Raw genomic sequence first — 16,454 nt, 5'->3', positions numbered from 1 at the left:
TTTACTCCGCCGTTGACAATTATGACAGCCATGCCCAGCTGACCGCGCATCTCAACGACTTCATTGACGCCTACAATTATGGTCGGCGGCTGAAGACCCTCAAGAGACTCACACCCTTCGAATACATCTGCAAAATGTGGACAACTGAACCAAACAGATTTACACTTAATCCAACTCATCAAATGCCTAGACTAAACACCTAGCTTCAAATCAAGGTATCAAAATTCATATTTGGTATTCTCGACCACCCAATTCATCGAAGATATGACAGGTCATTCTAACATTGCGGTTAGCGTTCGTGGGAGCTTTTCCAAAAAGAAAGAACGCTCCTGAGAGCTGCGACAAAGGCCAATGGCTGATCGAGCATCAGGTGGTGGCGGGCTTCCGGTATGGCTATTATCGGGATGTCGTTTCCACCCATCTCGCGGATGTAATCGGCAGAATCCTGTGAGAAGAGCAGACTGTTACCGCCGTGCACGATTGCTTTGCGGCCCGGCGCTTGCACCAGCCGCTTACCCATGTTCAGCCACTCCTCGGGCCTATTGCTCCGCCGGAAAACCTCTGGTGAGAATTTCCACGTCCAACTGCCTCTTTTATGCTTCAGCGAATGATACGCAATATAATCTAGCAGGAATGGCTCCTCGGCGGGCTGAGGCGGCGATAGGATGTAGCGCGCACGCGCTGCTTCATAGCTGGGATAGCGCTTGTTGGGCTTGTCCGGATTCCCTGATCCCGGGCTCGACCGATCGTTCTTCCAGTATTTTTCAAGCAATTCAGGGCGCATGATCATAAGGTCGCATACGACCACTCCAGCAAAGGCGTCGGGCGACTGGGTCACGGCTGTCAGCGCGGCACCCGAACCGAAGCTGTGCGCGATGATCGTTGGCTTTTGGCCATCCGCAAACATGTTCAGGGCCTCGGCAACCTCGGTGAATTCCCTCCCGCGGCCGCCGTGTCAGCTGCCCCCCGCATTTCGCTGTCCCCCATACCCGCCAAATCGAATGCCACGACATCATATTCTTCCGCGAAGAACGGCGCAATAAAAGCGAAGCAGCGGGCATGGGCGAGGAAGCCATGTGTCATTAGCAATTTGGGCTTATCGGGCTGCCCCAGCGGAGATAGTGCACCTTGGCACCGGAAATCTCTACATAAGCTTCTTCGCGCGGCACGTTCAGTGCTGCTATGAACCATTCGGGCAGGTGCGAACCGTCCCCGGCCCACAAGGAATCGATGTCAGTCGGAAGGTTGTTTACAGGGGTCATTTCATTCATTGCGCGAAAGGTTCCTTGTTGGTGAGTTTTTAGGTGGCGAATCCGCGATAGGCATTTTGCGCTACGTCGTCGCATACGGCGGCATAGCCAACCACGCTTGGGAAATTGATAAGCTGGCGCTTCTTGCTCGGGATGTTTGCGCCCATGTACCAGGAGTCCGCTTCGGGAAAGAGTGTCATCGCGCCAGCTTGGGCGACTATTTCGGTCCAGGTCGTCTCGGCCTGCGGTTCGGCATCGAAGAGCTTGATCCCGCCTTGCCTCAGCCATATCAGAAAGTCGCAAATCCAGTCGCCTTGTATCTCAGCGCTCGTTGGGCCGTTCGCAAAACCTGATGGGCTCAGGGGACCGTAAGAAAACAGCATATTGGGAAAGCCCGTCACGGACATGCCCAGATAGGCGCGCAAGCCATCGTTCCAGGCCTGTGCCAAACCGAGCCCGCCCAGCCCGGTTATATTCATGTCGATCAGTCCGCCGCGTCCGGCATCGAAGCCTGTTGCAAAGACGATCAGATCGCAGTCAAACGCCCCATCCTGAGTTTCGATACGGTCCGCGCTGATCCGGACGATCGGCGTTTCCTTCAGATCGACGAGCGCGACATTTTCCTGCGCAAAAATCTCGTAATAATTCTGTTCCAGCGATGGCCGCTTGGTGCCGAAGGGGTGGGGCGGCTCGGCAGGAGCAAGTTTTTCCGCAAGCGCCGGATCGACGATCCGCTCCCGGACTTTGTCGCGCCAGAAATCATAAGCGTAGCGGTTTGCTTCGCGGTTGGTGAGCATATCCGCAAAATTGTGATACCAAAATTTTAGACCGCCGCGCTGCCAGAGATGCTCGAAATGTGCGGTGCGCTCCTCATCGCTAACCTCAAGTGCCGATTTTCCAGCGACTGGTATTCAAAACCCCCGCTGGTCTGCTTGCGTTGTTCGAAAATGGCCGGATACCCCTGCTTTTCGCACACCTGCCCTTCCTCGGTCATTGTCTCCTGGCGCATGGGAAGGGCCAGGATCGGCGTCCTCTGAAACAGTGTCAGCCGGTCTGCTGATTTTGCTGCCTCCTGTGCCACCTGCACACCGCTGGCGCCGGTGCCGATCAGGCAAATCTTGCGGCCTGCCAGATCAATGCCTTCCTGAGGCCAGCGCGCGGTGTGGCACCATTCGCCAGCGAAGGTGTCGAGGCCGGGAATGTCGGGGACATAAGGCTTCGACGCGAAGCCGAGAGCCGGCAGGAGAAACCGCGCTGTCACCGTGTCCCCACCGTCCAGATGCAGGCGCCAGAGCGATGCCTTTTCGGCGAAGCGCGCGCTTTCGACCCTCGTGCCCAAACGCATGTGCGGCCACAGATCGAGGGTATCGCAGACATGACGAAAATAGGTGCGCAGCTCTTCCCATCCGGGAAAGCGCTCGGTCCAAGACCATGTCTGCCATATATCTGGGAGTGAGAATTCGTAAAGCGGAACCTGCGAATCGACCCGCGCGCCCGGATAGCGGTTCCAGTACCAGATGCCGCCGGGCTGGGCGGCAGCATCGACCAGCAGGATATTGAACCCGGCCTCGCGCAGTTTGTGAAGCAGGTAGATGCCGCTGAAACCGGCACCGACGATCACCGCGTCATAGTCTGGCGTGGTCTTGCCGCTCACGCTGCCGCCCTGCTGCCTTCCGCAATTTTCTTTGCCGCTGCGTAATCCGCCTTTCCGTTCGAGGCGCGCAGAGGCGTGTCGGTAGGATGGATCGCCTTGGGCGTTTTATATCCCGCCAGCTGCTGGCGGACGTGATCCTTTACAGCTTGCTCATCAAATTCAGCCTGCTTGTCGAGATGAACCACGGCGGTTACCGCTTGACCCCATTTTCGTCCGGCACGCCGACCACCAGCGCATCGGCGATGGCGGGGTGGGTCTTCAGCACTTCTTCGACTTCTTCGGGATAGACCTTTTCACCAGCGGTGTTGATGCACACGCTGCCCCGGCCGAGCAGGGTCAGGCTGCCATCGGTCTCCACGTGGCACCAGTCGCCCGGTATCGAGTAACGCACACCGTCGATTGTCTTGAAAGTCTTGGCCGACTTTTCGGGGTCCTTGTAATAGCCGACCGGGATCGCACCCTTGCGCGCGATAAAGCCGGGCACGCCGCTGCCCGGTTCGACCGTCTGGTCGTTCTCGTCGAACACGTCGCAGAACTCGCCGATGCCGAATTTGGCGGTGTTGGTGCCGCCTTGCGCGGTGGTGACCGAAAGGCCGTAGCCGAGGCCTTCGGAAGCGCCGAAACTGTCCATCAGGATGACTTGAGAAATGTGCTTGCAAAGACCGGCCTTGACCTCCTTGCTCCACATCACGCCGGACGAGATGATCGACACGAGGCTGCTGGTATCCCAGCGGCCGGGATGTTCGTCGAGGGCGCGAAGCATCGGCTTGGCGAAAGCGTCACCCACGATTGCGATACTCTCGACCTTGTGTTTCTCGACCGTCTCCCACAACTCTTCGGCATCGAATGACGGGTCGGAGAGTGTAACGATTGCACCGCCCGACATCAGCGCGCCGATCCCGGTGATAAAGCCTGTGCCGTGCATCAGCGGGCAGGAGGGGAGGGTGCGGCGTCCCGGCCCCTGGCTCTTGATCAGCGCGACGTTTTCTTCGTGCGACTGCGGCACCGGGCCGAGCAGCTTTTGCGCGTCGAGCTGCGCCTTGCGCATGTCGTCGTGCCGCCACATCACGCCCTTGGGCATGCCGGTGGTGCCGCCGGTATAGATGAACAGCAGATCGCCTGGTGAGCGCTCGATGCCTAGAGGCGAACCGTCTCCCTGCGTCGTGAGATGTTCATAGGGAACGGCGAAAGGGGCGATTTCCGACGCATCACCGATCTCGACGAAAGTGTGGACCTTCTCAAGCCGGTCCTTCAGCTCAAGGATATAGTCGCGAAATTCGGAGCTGTAGACGATCACCTCGCTGTCGGAATCGTCGAAGATGTAGAATACTTCTTCGGGCACGTAGCGATAATTGATGTTCACATGCGTGAGCCGACCCTTGAAGCAGGCCGCCATCAGCTCGCCGTATTCGGGACGGTTTCGCATGTAGAACGCCACCTTCGCTCCGTCGACGGCACCGCGTTCCCGCAGGTTGCGCGCGAGATTGTTCGAACGGACTGACATTTCCGGCCATGTGATGATCCGGTCGCCATGGATCAGCGCGGGCGCATCCTTCGGCATGGCCGGTTCGATAGCATCAAGAATGTCGCCAAGGTTCCAGTCGATCACGTTTCCATCTCATCTCTTGGCGGGGCGCCGCTTGTCTCGCGGCGTCCCCGCAGCTACTTAAATCACGCTGCCCGGGTCCACCCCTGCCGCGCTGCTGCTTCGGCTCTCACCGCTTCGGGGCCGCCAAGAACCTGGCGATCGAAACCGATCCGCTTGAACCAATAATGGAGCCCAAGCAGGTCGGTGAAGCCCATCCCGCCATGCACTTCGGTGGAAGTGCGCGCGACGAAGCGATACACCTCGCCGGTATGCGATTTCGCATGGCACGCGGCGAGCGTGGCTTCATCCGACGCCGCGTCGAAAGCATGCGCTGCGTACCAAATCAGGGAGCGGCATGGTTCGTGACGGGCTGCCATTTCCGCGCACATATGCTTGACCGCCTGAAAGCTGCCAATGATCCGCCCGAATTGTTCGCGCTGTCCGGCATAATCGACCGCCTTCTCAATCATGGCCTGACCCGCGCCGAGGCTGTCAGCGGCCAGGATCACCCGGCCCGCATCGCGCAGCCGTGCCGCAGTCGCTCCGCCATCGTTGGCCAGTGGTTCGGCCGCAACGGTCTCGAACCGCATTTCCCCTACGCTGCGGGTGCGGTCGATCGTCGTCAGCGGGATTTTCTCCAGCCCCGGTGCATCGGCGGGGACGAAGTGCATCCGCCCCGCGGTATCGGCCACCAGGAAGGCCTCGGCGCCGGTGAAATCGAGTGCGAACAGCGCCGTGCCGTCCAGCTTGCCGCTGTTGCAGGTTACGCCCGCCCCGTCGCGCGCCTCAATAGTCTCGGCAATGGCAACGGCGATCTGCGCTTTGCCGCTGGCGATCTGAGGCAACCACTCAGCCTGCTGCTGCTCGTTGCCGGCTTGCGCCAGCGCGATGGGTGCAAGCACATGGCTGGCGAGAAACGGCACCGGAGCGACCGCATAGGCAAGCTGTTCGGCCACAATAGCTGCATCTAGCAAGGTCATACCGAGGCCGCCATGCTGTTCGGGAACCATCATTCCTGTGATGCCCAGTTCGCTCAGTGCAGACTGCACCTTTTCGCTGTAAGAAGCTTCGCCTTCGGCGCACTCACGCACATGGTCGAGCGGGCAGGTGTCGGCGAGGCATCGCGCGACTGTATCGCGCAGCATCTGCTGGTCTTGCGACAGTCCGAAATCCATCAGGCGGCTCCCTGTTTCTGGCGGGCCGCGACGGCGGCGCCTGTTCGGCCGGCGCAGGTTTGGCCAGCTTAGGTTCGCGCGGCATATCGAGACCGCGTTCGGCGATGATGTTCTTCTGGATCTGCGCGGTACCTCCACCGATGATAAGGCCCAGCTGGAACATGTAGTTCCACTGCCACGCGCCTCCTTCGCGCTCGCGATTGCTACCGTGATAAAGGATGCCGATCTCGCCCATGGCGTCGATCGCCAGAGCCGATATCTGATGCGCCAGTTCGCAGCTTTGCAGCTTGACAATCAGCTTGGCCATGCCGCCGGGTTCGCCCTTCAGATTGTCCGAAAGGATACGCATTCCGTTGTATTTCATCGCTGCAACTTCGGCCTGAAGCGCCGCCAACCGGTCGCGCAGCACGGCATTGTCGATCGCGCGGCCTTGGCCGACACGTTCTTTCTGCATTAGCTTGACCAGTGCCTGAAATCGGTTTTCCAGCGCATCGGGATCGCCCAGCATGCCGCGTTCGTGACCCAGTGTCGCATTGGCGACGAACCAGCCTTGACCACGCTGGCCGACGATCTGGTCCATCGGCACCCGCACGTCGGTGAAGAACGTCTCGTTAAATTCGGCGTGACCGGTCATGGTCTTGAGCGGACGCACCTCAATCCCCGGCGTATCCATCGAGAATATCAGATAGGAAATGCCGCCGTGCTTGGGCGCGTCAGGTTCGGTCCTGACCAGGCAGAAGATCATGTCCGCCTGCTTGGCCGTGCTGGTCCAGATCTTCTGGCCGTTGATCACGAATTCGCCGTTTTCGATCCGCGCGCTGGTTTTCAGGCTGGCAAGGTCCGATCCCGCGCCGGGCTCGGAATAGCCCTGGCACCATACGACCTCGCCTTTCAGCGTCGGCTCGACCCACTGGCGTTTCTGTGCCTCAGTTCCCAGTTCCAGCAGTGTAGGGACCAGCATCGATATGCCTTGGTTGGCAAGTCCGCCGGGAATGCCGGCGCGCGCGAATTCCTCGGCGATGATTCGCGATTTGAGAATGTCGGGCTCGGCCCCGTAACCCCCGTATTCCGTGGGGATCGTGCGCGCGGTATAGCCATGTTCGATCAGCAGCTTTTGCCACTCGACCGCCTCGGGACAGGGGCGGGCGGCCCGGCCCTGCTCGGCTGGCGCACGATTCCCGTACGTCTTTAAGAATTGTCGCACTTCCTCGCAGAAAGCGTCATATTCGGGTCCATATTCGAGATCCATTTCGTGCTTATCCTTCGTGGGGTAGGTTCGTATCGGGGCGGAAAACCGGCAGGCGGAAATCCGCGCCGATCAGTTCGAAATCGAGCGTTACCGGAAGGTCCAGCTCTAGCTTGTCGCGGTCGCAATCGATCAGACGCGTGGCCATGCGGACGCCTTCTTCCAGTTCCACCACCGCCGAGACGAACGGAATGTCAGCGGCAAAGGCAGGGTGCAGAGCCTGATGTGTGACCGTCCAGGAAAACAGCGTACCTTTTCCGCTGCTTTGCTCCCAAGAAAAGTCGGGCGAGCCGCATTTTGCGCACATGTAGCGCGGCAGGTGGCGGAAGGTGCCACATTCGCCGCAGCGCTGGAAATAGAGATTGCCGTCCTGGCAACGGTTCCAGAATTCCTGTTCCACCGGATCCTGCGGGCGCGGTTGCGGCTTTGGCGGCGCCTTCTGCGCCGAGGCACGCATTTTGGGCGGAAGATTCTTCTCGTCGCTCATGCAAACCTCCTCAGGATAGCGATACTGCCATCGCCCAAGTCGCCCCAGCCGGTGACCAGCCCGGTCTGCGCGCCTTCGACCTGGCGTTCGCCGCAATCGTGGCGCAGTTGACGCACCGCCTCGACCACGTGGTTGAGGCCCCAGACATGCGCTTCGCTCAGCAGGCCGCCATGGGTGTTGACCGGATAGCGCCCGCCCAGCTCGATCTGCCCGTCGGCGACAAATTCACCCTGTCCGCCCGGTTCGCAATAACCCAGCGCTTCGAGCTGTAGCAGGACGACATAAGTAAAGCAGTCGTAGATCTGCAGGAAATCCATGTCCTCGCGGCGAACGCCCGCCATGTCGAAGGCGCGCGGGGCGGCATAGCTGAGGCCGATTTTGAACGGATCGGGCCGGGAAGGAATGTCGTCGGCCGGATAGGGATGTCCCTCGCTGCGCCCGCAATGCTGACGGGGACATGCGGCATGTCTTTTGCCCGGTCCATCCGCGAGACGACGACCGCGCAGGCTCCGTCGGTTTCCAGGCAGCAATCGTAAAGGCGGAAAGGTTCGGAAATCAACCGCGCCGAGTGATAGGTTTCCGCGTCCAGCTCGCGCCCATAGGTAAAGGCCTGCGGATTCATCTGCGCATGGCGGCGGCAGGCCAGCGCGACGGCCGCCATTGCGTCAGGCCCGACGCCGTAAAGCTTTGAATGGCGGGTCGCGAGCCAGGCATACATTTGCACCGGCAAAAACACGCCATAGGGACTGTAATAGCCTTTGACCGTGTTGGTCAGCGTGTTCATGTTCATCGGCCGCGTCGGCGGCGCACCTGGCTTGGGCCTGAGCGCCGAATATCCGTTCCAGCCCAGCGTTATGAGCACATGGTCGCACAGGCCGCTGGCGATCGCCATTGCCGCGTTTTGCAGCGCCGTAGTCGGGCTGGCCCCGCCCATATGCACTGTGGCGGCATAGCGCAGCACATCGATACCCAGATTGGCGGCCATTTCCTCTGACGTCGTATAGATCGGCGGCGGCACCATGCCATCGATATCGGAAGGTTTCAGCCCGGCATCCGCGATGGCGCGGCGCGATGCTTCCAGCATCATGTCCACTGCGGTGCGTTCGGTGCCTTTGACGAAAGCGGTTTCGCCAACGCCAGTGATAGCGGACCTGTCGCTGAAGCTTAGGGCGGCGGGACCGTTCATGCCTGCAGCTCGCCTTGCCGGCGCGCCTGAAACTCACGCTCCAGTCGCTGTGAAAGATCACGCACGCCTACATATACTGCCGGGGGCTGGAGGTTCAGATCGCGGCGCACTTCCTCAAGCGGGTGATCGAGGTACCTTTCCCAATAGAAAGTGGTCAGGTCCGCTGCCTTGCGACCCAGTCGCCACGCCTCAAACGCGGCGCGCGCGACGGGGAGCTGCCATTGCTCCGCCAGCAGTTTGGGAATACCGACCGCAACGATGAAGGTGATGCCGTGATTGTAGAATTGTGCATTGCCAAAAGAGAGTACGCACAATTCGCCCAATGCATCGCGGCCATAACCGGTCACCACATGGAACAGATCGTGCGAATCGCGCAGACGTTGGCGATAGAGCGTGACCGCAGGATCGCTGAATTCTGCCATGCCGCTTGCCTCGCTCGCCTCGGCCAAGCCCTGAGCGGTCAGTCCCTCGCCATAGACGAAATCGAGATAAGCGCGGCCAAGCGTCCCCGGCGCGCAGCGCGCCAGACGCTCCCGGTCGCTGAGCGTGCCGAGCAAATCGGCCCGTTCCGTCAGGATCGTCTGCCCTTGCGGCGAGGCGGCGAAGCGGCGGAAGTTGCGGTAGTAGGAATTGCCCGATAGCGCCTGGACGATGCGAAATACCTGCGAAGTGTCTTCCTTGTCCGCTATCAGCCGGCGCATTGCCGAAAAGGCTTCTCCAGGGCGAATGCCGCGGCGCAATTCGTGCCCTTGCGGCAAGTTTGGTACTTCGTTCATGACAATACCTCCGTCGCGGTTCACGAGTAGGACTTGGCGGATGAAAGCGCCTCTTCGGCCCCCGTGACGAGATCCTGCATGACCTCGGAGGCGGGACGGATCGCGTCGATCAGTCCGATCCCCTGACCTGCGAAACCGGGAATAACGTCTTTTCGCTCCGCCTTGATGCCGGAGGCCATTACCGGCCCGGAAATCATCGATTGGTACGGCATGGGGAGGGGCTCTTTGCCCGCCTCAACCCATGCATCGGCCCATCTGTTGCGAATCATGCGCGCAGGCTTGCCGGTAAGAGAGCGGCTGACCACCGTGTCGTCCTCGCCGCTTTCGGTGATCGCTTCTTTCTGGAAGTGTTCGATACCCGCTTCCTCGGTCGCGAGGAACGCCGTTCCGATCCATGCGCCCTCGGCGCCCAGCATCATCGCGGCAGCAACGCCGCGGCCATCCGAAATGCCGCCGGCACCGATGACGGGAACGCGATCGCCTACCGCATCGACCACTTGCGGGATGAGCGAGATGGTGCCGATCGGCGAATTGTGACCGCCACCATCGTGACCCTGCGCCACAATCATGTCGATGCCCGAACCGACCACTTGCTCGGCATGTTTAACCTTGCCGATCACCGCCATGACCTTGGTGCCATTGGCATGCAGGCGGTCCATCCACGGTTCGGGATTGCCAAGACCCGCAGCATAGACGGACACTTTTTCCTCGATCACCACTTCCATCTGCGCTTCAAAGAACTCCTTCGAGAAGAGCTGAGGCCCGCCTTTCCCCATTTCGGGGGCGCCAGCCGCCCGCATGGCCGCCTCAGTATCAACTTGAGGAAGGCCTTCGCGGTCCATGAAATCGCGGGTGAACTGCTGGTATTCGCCCAGCAGTTCCATCGGATTTTCGGGTGCGCCACCGCTCTGCGGTGCGGATCCGCGCGTGACCGAGGCGGGCAGCAGCGTATCGACGCCGAAGGGCTTGTCGGTCAGCTCGCGGGTCTGACGAATCCAGTCGCGCAGCTGTTCAGGCGAACACGCCGCCGCACCCAGCACGCCCAACCCGCCCGCATTCGATACTGCCGCGGCCAGTGCCGGAACGCTTGCACCGCCCATGCCGGCCAGCAGGATCGGATATTCGATTCCCAGCATTTCACAAATTCGGCTTCTCAGTGCCATTTTCTCTTCCTCTCCGCATGGATGCCTTTTGGCACGCTTCAATTGGTTACAACTGCTAAATTTGCCCCCATTTGACCCGTTGGGACACCAGTTCCGGGCTGCGTTCCGCAAGATAGGATGCCGAGCCCGAGACGAGGCGGCTCATCGCCTGCCGCGCAGCTGCCTGGTCGCCAGTGCGCACCGATTCGAGAACGCTGCGCAAAATCGTAGTTGGACCGCTCGCTCTTGTGCCGAATACCCCAGCGAGTTCGAGAATTCGCGGGTCAGCAAATGCATCGTCGAGGTTAGCAAGCCAAAGAGCGGATTGCCGCTTGCCCAGCCAAGCAGGTCGTGAAAACGGCGGTTCAGTTCCTCGAAATTATTGTCGGCTTCATTGCGCTCCAGTTCTTTGAAGCAATCGGCAAGTGCACTCAGGTCGCCCGTGGTCGCGCGCAGCGCGGCATAGGCAGCGACATCGGCGCAATCGCCTCGCGCAGTTCCAGCAATCCGCGCAGGTCCGCTTCCATGAAATGCAGGATCAGCGACAGGCTATTGGCGAAATCACCAGTCTGCGGGCGTGCCACCACCGGCCCGCCTCCGCGCCCCAGTTGCAGGTGGATCACGCCCTGGAGTTCCAGGAAGCGCAAGGCTTCGCGCAAGGTCGCACGGGCAACCTCGTAGCGCGCCAGCATCTCGTCCTCGTGCGGCAGCCGGTCCCCAGGAGAATGCGCCCCCGCCTCGATGTCGCGCACGATGTTCTGGGCGAGCGATAAGGCGCGCTTGGTTTTCTTCACTGTTTCGACCTGCGGCTGCATCGTTGCCCCTTGGCTAAAGTCGTATAACATTTAAAAGCGTTCAATGCCCGCTGTCAATGGCCTTGAAACGATAGGGTGGGGTAAAAAGTAGAAAATATTATAAGCTTTCTTGACAAGAATCGGCTAGACCATTATTTTGTAAGATTAGGGCAGGATTGCTTGCGGGAGAGGAAGACAGGATATGAATACCCAGATCATGGAAATGGATACTGCAGACAAGATCGCCGCGATTCCGATTGAAGAGATCGACGTTGCCCGGCCAAGCCTGTTCCAGAACGATACCATCGGATTGTTCTTTGATCGGCTGCGCAAGGAAGATCCGGTTCATTACTGCCGCGACAGCTATGTCGGCCCTTATTGGTCGATCACCAAGTTCGACGACATCATGGCGGTCGATACCAACCACAAGGTGTTCTCGTCCGAGGCGAAGCTTGGCGGTATCGCGATTCAGGACATGCATTCGGTTGAGGGTGCGCTTGACCTGGAAATGTTCATTGCCATGGATCCACCCAAGCACGATCAGCAGCGAAAGGCTGTGACGCCCTCGGTCGCGCCGTCCAACTTGCAGCAGCTGGAACCGATCATTCGCCAACGTGCCGCCAAGATTCTCGACGACCTGCCGGTCGGTGAGGAGATTGACTGGGTCGACAAGGTTTCGATCGAATTGACCACTATGACGCTCGCGACGCTGTTCGACTTTCCCTGGGAAGAACGGCGCAAGCTCACCCGCTGGTCGGACATCACAACGGCTGCGCCGGAAACTGGCATCGTCGAATCCTACGAGGCGAGGCGCGAAGAGCTCATCGAGTGCGCAATGTATTTCAAGGGGCTGTGGGAACAGCGCATCAATGAGGAGCCAAAGAACGACCTGATCTCCATTATGGCGCACTCCCCGGCGACAAGGGACATGCCCTTCCTGGAATTTCTGGGTAACCTTCTGCTGCTCATCGTGGGCGGCAACGACACGACCCGCAATTCGATCAGCGGAGGCGTGCTGGCTCTTAATGAGAACCCCGATCAATATCGCAGGCTGTCGGACGACCCTTCGCTCATTGGCAGCATGGTGCCGGAAATCATCCGGTGGCAGACGCCGCTGACCCATATGCGCCGCACTGCGCTCCAGGATTGGGAGATCGGCGGCAAACAGATTAAAAAGGGCGACAAGGTCGTGATGTGGTATCTCTCCGGCAACCGCGACGGCAGCGTCATCGACCGAGCGGACGAATTCATTATCGACCGCAAAAATCCGCGCCATCACCTCTCTTTTGGCTATGGAATTCATCGCTGCATGGGCAGCCGCCTCGCCGAACTGCAACTGCGTATCATCTGGGAAGAGATTCACAAGCGTTTCTCAAGGGTCGAAGTGACCGGCGAGCCTGAGCGCCTGTTTTCAAATCTGGTGCGGGGAATCACCAATCTGCCGGTGCGTTTGCATGCCCGCTGATTGTCCGAACCAAATATTGCGGAGATAGAAATGGTAAAGGTAACGTTCGTCGCGAGCGACGGAGAGCGCCGGGAAGTCGAGATCGACAAAGGCGAAACCGCGCGCGAAGCGGCATTGTTCAACGACGTGCCGGGTATCGACGGCGATTGCGGAGGCGTTTGCGCCTGCGCGACCTGTCACGTTCATGTCGACCCCGAATGGATCGACAAGGTCGGTCGGCTGCAGGAAGACGGGATGGAAGCCGAACTGCTGCAGTTCGCCGAAGGCACTACAGAATACAGCCGCCTCGCGTGCCAGATTCCGATGAAGCCGATGCTGGACGGCCTAGTGCTTCACGTGCCCGAACAGCAATATTGATCCATCGAGATAGATCTCGCAATCCTCGCCCAATCGATGGAGAAGCAACCCTGATCCTCAGATGGAGACCATGATGGCGACCCAGCTGAAAGAGAACACCCACGCGGACGACGACGCGTTTCGCACAGAAGTACACGAATTCCTTAGCGAAAAATTCCCGCAAGAACTCAAGAGCAAGGTCAACCTTGCTAGCAGGCCTGAAAATTCCGACAAACGAAACGCCTCTTCATACAAAATGGCGTGAGTCATATTGGTGCTCGGGGCTGGGCACGCCCACTGGACCCAAGGCATATGGAGGCAGTGGCAGGCTGCTGCCGAGATGCTCGATTTGGCGCAGGCATTGTTCGACAGCACGCTTGACTACCTGAAGCAGCACGTGCGGTTCAACCAGATGCTCGCTTCTTAGCGCTTCAATACCGCGCTGAGCTTTCGCCTGCCGCTAGCTGCGCGAGGAAGGCTAGCTAAGCGGCATGTGGGCACGCAACTCTCGCGCCCACGATCCGAGCGGTCGTCTCATCCGCCCGATCATTTTCGCAGGTGCTGAGACTGTCCGTCGAACAGCACAGTGGAGGTTTAAATGCATTCGGGCCTACTTCTTTCGTAAGCGAGTTCGGCACCGACTTGCTGCCAACCTCTGCCTTCCTCTCAGCAGGTTGATTCTTCCCCCGTCAATTCTGTCCGCCCCCGAGTCCAATCAGAACAGCCCGGGCTGGACGGCCTGCGAATAGGCGGAACTGTTTGCCCTTCATTCGAACACCCATTCGTTCAGGAGCTATCGGGAATGCAATCTCGTCAACCTACTACTTCACTGGCTGCCCCATAACCCGCACTCTCGGGAATGGTGAGAATGTTCTTCCCGTCACGCTGAACGATTTTCGGGAGGACTGGCGCGATCAAGCGCGCTTCGGCACGTTCGACGCAGTCCTGCGCACTGCTGGCCTGGGCCAGCAGTTCCAGGTTCAGCCTGGTGGGAAAGATAATCGTCCGCTCCCCGGCTTCGCCCATAGCCAGTGCGCCGCCAGGTGATAACCATTCGGCATCCACGGTTTCGTAGCCATCGCACGCCGCGATCTGGCGTTCGGGAGCGCGGGCGACGTAGAACCAAGTGTCGAAGCGCTTGTTCATGAAGGTGGGTGTGATTCACCGAGCGAAATCGCTAAGCCTGTCCAGCCGCAATTGCACATCGGCCTCACGAACCACGTCGAGGAACGCGAGTTCGCCTTGTTCGACCGCCTTGCGGCTTGCCGGGTCGCAGGAACCCTCGAAAGCGCTGCCATCGCTTTTATCGGCCAGCAGGATGCCCGCTTCCTCATAGGCTTCGCGAACTGCGGCGATCCGCAGGGTCCGCTGTGTCGGTTCAAGTGTGTCCCAGCCGGCGCAATGGTCGGCCCATTGCGCAGCATCATCACCCGTAGCTGGTTTCCCACCCGGAAAGACCAGCGCGCCGGAGGCAAAGTCGATCTGGTGGTGCCGCTTTACCATCAGCACTTGGAATTCCGGCTCGTCGCGCAGCAACAACATGGTGGCTGCGGGGACGGGATCGACGGGTTGCGGGCTGGTCATATTTCTCTCTCCGGTTTGATCTTCGCTTATTTGTGTTGGCTTTAAGACATGGGCAGTCGGCTGGTTCAATTCCATTTCCGGACCAATGCGATCAGTGCGAGCGCTAGGGTGATCCCTGCCAGCACCCACGACTGGTCGGGTCGATGGTCACGGGAATCGAGCCAGATCGGGCGATAATGGTGGCATTGCCGATTAGGTCTGGCAGGGAAGCCGAAAGACCGAACAGTCGGCGGCGCAGCTTGGTGAGCTGGCTGCGGGTCGCACCGAACGAGAACCGTTCCGACAGCAGTTCAATAAGGATGGGTCTGGTCTCTTCGGCAATGTTGTAGTCTGGCGCGAACGCGAGGACAGGGCCTTCGGTCGTCAGCAGTGTGCGCAGCAGGATGGCAAGATCGGGCGGCAGGACGAGGCTGTATTCGCGCAGAAGGCCGAAAACCCGGTCGAAAAGCGCCGATAATTCGATCCCCGACAGCACCGTGCCGCGAAATTCTTCGATGATATGGTCCAGATCGAGGGCGAGCTGGTCGCGATCCACCGCCGGATTGCCGGCCCAGTCGAGCAGCAGATCGGCAACGTCCTCCGCCTGTTCGTCGGCGATTGCGAGGATCAGACGGACGATTTCCTGCCGACTCGCTCCGCTGAGAAAACCGACCGCGCCGAAATCGATGAAGCCAACCTGGTCAGCATCCATCCGGAAAATATTACCGGGATGGGGGTCGCCATGGAATTTGCCATTGAGGATCATCATCCGCAGCACAGCATCGGCATAGCGTTTGGCAAATACGATGTTTCGCGCCTTCTCCGCCACACGGTCGATCTGCGATGCGGTGCGATCTCAACCGGTCGATGCAACACAGGCGTTCCAGCACATTCACCCGCAGGCCGGTGAGATGCCAGTGTATCGCCGGGGACTTCGCTCCCAGCGTTTCAAGGTAGCCGCCGATCCGCTCGCAGGCCCGCGCTTCTGCAGCGAGGTCCATCTAGCGGGCCAGGTTCTTGCCGAAGGTCTGGAGGAACTCGACTGGACGATAGCGGGCGATGTCGCTCGACCGCCGCTCGGATAGCTTCGCCAGCCGCACCAGTATGCGCATGTCTGCTTCCAGTCTGGCCGCAGTGCCCGACCGTCGAACCTTCACGATCACGTCACTGCTATTCAGCAAGGTTGCCGTATAGGTTTGGGCGATAGAGGCGGAGGCCATCGGATCGCGCTCGAATGCCGTGAAATCTTCCTCCCACTTCTCGCCCCAACTGGCGACGAGAACAGGCTCGATCGCGTCAAACGGCAGGGGCTCGACCCGGTCCTGAAGACTGGCCAAGGCGTCTATCCACTCGTCAGAGAACACATCGCCGCGCGTTGCGAGAAGTTGGCCGAGTTTCACACCGATCGGGCCAATATCGCGCAGCAAGGCAACCATTGATTTCGGTCGCAAGTGCTCTGGACTGACATCTTCTTCCGGAAAAGGTGCAATTCCAAGGGCATTACCCAGATTCATTGCACCGTGACGGGCAAAAATTCGACCGAGTTCCGCCAATCGCGAAAGGTCGCCTATGAGTTTTTCCGAATCTCCGGGCATCTGGCTCAGTCCGTTGCGTCCGGGAGTTTTTCAAGGTTCTTGGATATCCGATCATCGTCAGTGATTATCTCCCGACGGTCTTTCGATTCGCGCACTTGGAGTTCATAGATGGCCATGGGATTGCTTTAGCCAACTTGGTATGAAACACCAAACAAATATAATAAAGTGCTTTACGATCTGTAGGGCTATCTCTAACT

23 protein-coding genes are annotated in these 16,454 nt (G+C 59.5%); 4 read left to right on the top strand and 19 right to left on the bottom strand.

The window, feature by feature from the left end; translation table 11 throughout:
* Positions 1 to 203, top strand: a 203-nt coding sequence (locus tag C8024_RS06640) for an IS3 family transposase (RefSeq protein WP_173203628.1), incomplete at its 5' end; no start/stop codon positions are given.
* 86 nt (positions 204 to 289) lie between these two features.
* Here C8024_RS06640 and C8024_RS21155 read toward each other — a convergent pair.
* The 15 genes from C8024_RS21155 to C8024_RS21115 all read right to left on the bottom strand — a co-directional run bounded on the left by C8024_RS21155 (position 290) and on the right by C8024_RS21115 (position 11,319).
* Positions 290 to 907 (bottom strand): alpha/beta fold hydrolase, encoded by a 618-nt coding sequence (locus C8024_RS21155; protein ID WP_254305646.1) that lies wholly within the window; start codon positions 905 to 907, stop codon positions 290 to 292.
* Positions 908 to 1,082: 175 nt separating this feature from the next.
* On the bottom strand, positions 1,083 to 1,271 hold the full coding sequence (locus tag C8024_RS21150; RefSeq protein ID WP_254305645.1) for a hypothetical protein: 189 nt from the start codon (positions 1,269 to 1,271) through the stop codon (positions 1,083 to 1,085).
* Positions 1,272 to 1,300: 29 nt separating this feature from the next.
* Positions 1,301 to 2,047: a hypothetical protein gene (locus C8024_RS21145; protein WP_254305644.1), complete on the bottom strand. Its 747-nt coding sequence runs from the start codon at positions 2,045 to 2,047 to the stop codon at positions 1,301 to 1,303.
* A 26-nt stretch (positions 2,048 to 2,073) separates the two neighbouring features.
* Positions 2,074 to 2,904, bottom strand: a complete 831-nt coding sequence (locus tag C8024_RS21140; RefSeq protein ID WP_367947202.1) for a flavin-containing monooxygenase — start codon at positions 2,902 to 2,904, stop codon at positions 2,074 to 2,076.
* The gene (locus tag C8024_RS21135) at positions 2,901 to 3,089 is read right to left on the bottom strand and encodes a hypothetical protein (protein ID WP_367947201.1); all 189 of its coding nucleotides are present in this window, start codon (positions 3,087 to 3,089) and stop codon (positions 2,901 to 2,903) included. The genes C8024_RS21140 and C8024_RS21135 overlap by 4 nt, the downstream gene beginning before the upstream one ends.
* A gap of 5 nt (positions 3,090 to 3,094) precedes the next feature.
* The gene (locus tag C8024_RS06625; RefSeq protein WP_367947200.1) at positions 3,095 to 4,513 is read right to left on the bottom strand and encodes an acyl-CoA synthetase; all 1,419 of its coding nucleotides are present in this window, start codon (positions 4,511 to 4,513) and stop codon (positions 3,095 to 3,097) included.
* A 62-nt stretch (positions 4,514 to 4,575) separates the two neighbouring features.
* Positions 4,576 to 5,667 (bottom strand): acyl-CoA dehydrogenase family protein, encoded by a 1,092-nt coding sequence (locus C8024_RS06620; RefSeq protein ID WP_100092243.1) that lies wholly within the window; start codon positions 5,665 to 5,667, stop codon positions 4,576 to 4,578.
* Positions 5,576 to 6,916, bottom strand: a complete 1,341-nt coding sequence (locus C8024_RS06615; protein ID WP_254305643.1) for an acyl-CoA dehydrogenase family protein — start codon at positions 6,914 to 6,916, stop codon at positions 5,576 to 5,578. Before C8024_RS06615 ends, C8024_RS06620 begins: the two co-directional genes overlap by 92 nt.
* 7 nt (positions 6,917 to 6,923) lie before the next feature.
* Entirely contained in the window at positions 6,924 to 7,400 is a 477-nt protein-coding gene (locus tag C8024_RS06610; protein ID WP_100092241.1) for a Zn-ribbon domain-containing OB-fold protein, read from the bottom strand.
* Positions 7,397 to 7,528, bottom strand: coding sequence for a hypothetical protein (locus tag C8024_RS23090; RefSeq protein WP_367947199.1), 132 nt, complete (start codon positions 7,526 to 7,528; stop codon positions 7,397 to 7,399). Before C8024_RS23090 ends, C8024_RS06610 begins: the two co-directional genes overlap by 4 nt.
* 29 nt (positions 7,529 to 7,557) lie before the next feature.
* Positions 7,558 to 8,586, bottom strand: coding sequence for a hypothetical protein (locus C8024_RS23085; protein ID WP_367947198.1), 1,029 nt, complete (start codon positions 8,584 to 8,586; stop codon positions 7,558 to 7,560).
* The gene (locus C8024_RS06600; RefSeq protein WP_240616811.1) at positions 8,583 to 9,362 is read right to left on the bottom strand and encodes a ubiquinone biosynthesis protein COQ4; all 780 of its coding nucleotides are present in this window, start codon (positions 9,360 to 9,362) and stop codon (positions 8,583 to 8,585) included. The genes C8024_RS23085 and C8024_RS06600 overlap by 4 nt, the downstream gene beginning before the upstream one ends.
* 20 nt (positions 9,363 to 9,382) lie before the next feature.
* Complete coding sequence (locus C8024_RS06595) at positions 9,383 to 10,525, bottom strand: nitronate monooxygenase family protein (protein ID WP_100092238.1); 1,143 nt, start codon at positions 10,523 to 10,525, stop codon at positions 9,383 to 9,385.
* A 141-nt stretch (positions 10,526 to 10,666) separates the two neighbouring features.
* A complete protein-coding gene (locus C8024_RS21120) occupies positions 10,667 to 10,939 on the bottom strand; it encodes an FCD domain-containing protein (protein ID WP_254305649.1) in 273 nt (90 codons plus the stop codon).
* Positions 10,936 to 11,319, bottom strand: coding sequence for a FadR/GntR family transcriptional regulator (locus C8024_RS21115; protein ID WP_254305641.1), 384 nt, complete (start codon positions 11,317 to 11,319; stop codon positions 10,936 to 10,938). Before C8024_RS21115 ends, C8024_RS21120 begins: the two co-directional genes overlap by 4 nt.
* 181 nt (positions 11,320 to 11,500) lie before the next feature.
* Between C8024_RS21115 and C8024_RS06585 the strand changes: the two genes are divergently transcribed.
* The 3 genes from C8024_RS06585 to C8024_RS06575 all read left to right on the top strand — a co-directional run bounded on the left by C8024_RS06585 (position 11,501) and on the right by C8024_RS06575 (position 13,364).
* On the top strand, positions 11,501 to 12,763 hold the full coding sequence (locus C8024_RS06585) for a cytochrome P450 (protein ID WP_100092236.1): 1,263 nt from the start codon (positions 11,501 to 11,503) through the stop codon (positions 12,761 to 12,763).
* A 30-nt stretch (positions 12,764 to 12,793) separates the two neighbouring features.
* Entirely contained in the window at positions 12,794 to 13,120 is a 327-nt protein-coding gene (locus C8024_RS06580) for a 2Fe-2S iron-sulfur cluster-binding protein (RefSeq protein WP_100092235.1), read from the top strand.
* 73 nt (positions 13,121 to 13,193) lie between these two features.
* Positions 13,194 to 13,364 carry a hypothetical protein gene (locus tag C8024_RS06575; protein WP_173203626.1) on the top strand — a complete coding sequence of 57 codons (171 nt, stop codon included), beginning with the start codon at positions 13,194 to 13,196 and terminating at the stop codon, positions 13,362 to 13,364.
* 548 nt (positions 13,365 to 13,912) lie between these two features.
* Here C8024_RS06575 and C8024_RS20070 read toward each other — a convergent pair.
* The 4 genes from C8024_RS20070 to C8024_RS21105 all read right to left on the bottom strand — a co-directional run bounded on the left by C8024_RS20070 (position 13,913) and on the right by C8024_RS21105 (position 16,215).
* Positions 13,913 to 14,245, bottom strand: a complete 333-nt coding sequence (locus C8024_RS20070) for a hypothetical protein (RefSeq protein WP_206169918.1) — start codon at positions 14,243 to 14,245, stop codon at positions 13,913 to 13,915.
* Positions 14,246 to 14,260: 15 nt separating this feature from the next.
* On the bottom strand, positions 14,261 to 14,683 hold the full coding sequence (locus tag C8024_RS20065; RefSeq protein WP_206169917.1) for an NUDIX domain-containing protein: 423 nt from the start codon (positions 14,681 to 14,683) through the stop codon (positions 14,261 to 14,263).
* A 103-nt stretch (positions 14,684 to 14,786) separates the two neighbouring features.
* Positions 14,787 to 15,491, bottom strand: a complete 705-nt coding sequence (locus tag C8024_RS21110) for an AarF/UbiB family protein (RefSeq protein WP_240616810.1) — start codon at positions 15,489 to 15,491, stop codon at positions 14,787 to 14,789.
* A 172-nt stretch (positions 15,492 to 15,663) separates the two neighbouring features.
* A complete protein-coding gene (locus tag C8024_RS21105) occupies positions 15,664 to 16,215 on the bottom strand; it encodes an AarF/UbiB family protein (RefSeq protein WP_246255333.1) in 552 nt (183 codons plus the stop codon).
* Positions 16,216 to 16,454 lie beyond the last annotated feature (239 nt).

The sequence above is a fragment of the Sphingopyxis sp. BSNA05 genome, assembly GCF_013265645.1.
Lineage (GTDB): Bacteria > Pseudomonadota > Alphaproteobacteria > Sphingomonadales > Sphingomonadaceae > Parasphingorhabdus.
This window is presented reverse-complemented; position numbering and strand designations above follow the sequence as displayed.

Coding starts and splice junctions, on each gene's coding strand:
- C8024_RS21155 (WP_254305646.1), bottom strand. CDS start 907: ATGTTTGCGGATGGCCAAAAGCCAACGATCATCGCGCACAGCTTCGGT.
- C8024_RS21150 (WP_254305645.1), bottom strand. CDS start 1,271: ATGAATGAAATGACCCCTGTAAACAACCTTCCGACTGACATCGATTCC.
- C8024_RS21145 (WP_254305644.1), bottom strand. CDS start 2,047: ATGCTCACCAACCGCGAAGCAAACCGCTACGCTTATGATTTCTGGCGC.
- C8024_RS06620 (WP_100092243.1), bottom strand. CDS start 5,667: ATGGATTTCGGACTGTCGCAAGACCAGCAGATGCTGCGCGATACAGTC.
- C8024_RS06615 (WP_254305643.1), bottom strand. CDS start 6,916: ATGGATCTCGAATATGGACCCGAATATGACGCTTTCTGCGAGGAAGTG.
- C8024_RS06610 (WP_100092241.1), bottom strand. CDS start 7,400: ATGAGCGACGAGAAGAATCTTCCGCCCAAAATGCGTGCCTCGGCGCAG.
- C8024_RS23085 (WP_367947198.1), bottom strand. CDS start 8,586: ATGAACGGTCCCGCCGCCCTAAGCTTCAGCGACAGGTCCGCTATCACT.
- C8024_RS06600 (WP_240616811.1), bottom strand. CDS start 9,362: ATGAACGAAGTACCAAACTTGCCGCAAGGGCACGAATTGCGCCGCGGC.
- C8024_RS06595 (WP_100092238.1), bottom strand. CDS start 10,525: ATGGCACTGAGAAGCCGAATTTGTGAAATGCTGGGAATCGAATATCCG.
- C8024_RS21115 (WP_254305641.1), bottom strand. CDS start 11,319: ATGCAGCCGCAGGTCGAAACAGTGAAGAAAACCAAGCGCGCCTTATCG.
- C8024_RS06585 (WP_100092236.1), top strand. CDS start 11,501: ATGAATACCCAGATCATGGAAATGGATACTGCAGACAAGATCGCCGCG.
- C8024_RS06580 (WP_100092235.1), top strand. CDS start 12,794: ATGGTAAAGGTAACGTTCGTCGCGAGCGACGGAGAGCGCCGGGAAGTC.
- C8024_RS06575 (WP_173203626.1), top strand. CDS start 13,194: ATGGCGACCCAGCTGAAAGAGAACACCCACGCGGACGACGACGCGTTT.
- C8024_RS20070 (WP_206169918.1), bottom strand. CDS start 14,245: ATGAACAAGCGCTTCGACACTTGGTTCTACGTCGCCCGCGCTCCCGAA.
- C8024_RS20065 (WP_206169917.1), bottom strand. CDS start 14,683: ATGACCAGCCCGCAACCCGTCGATCCCGTCCCCGCAGCCACCATGTTG.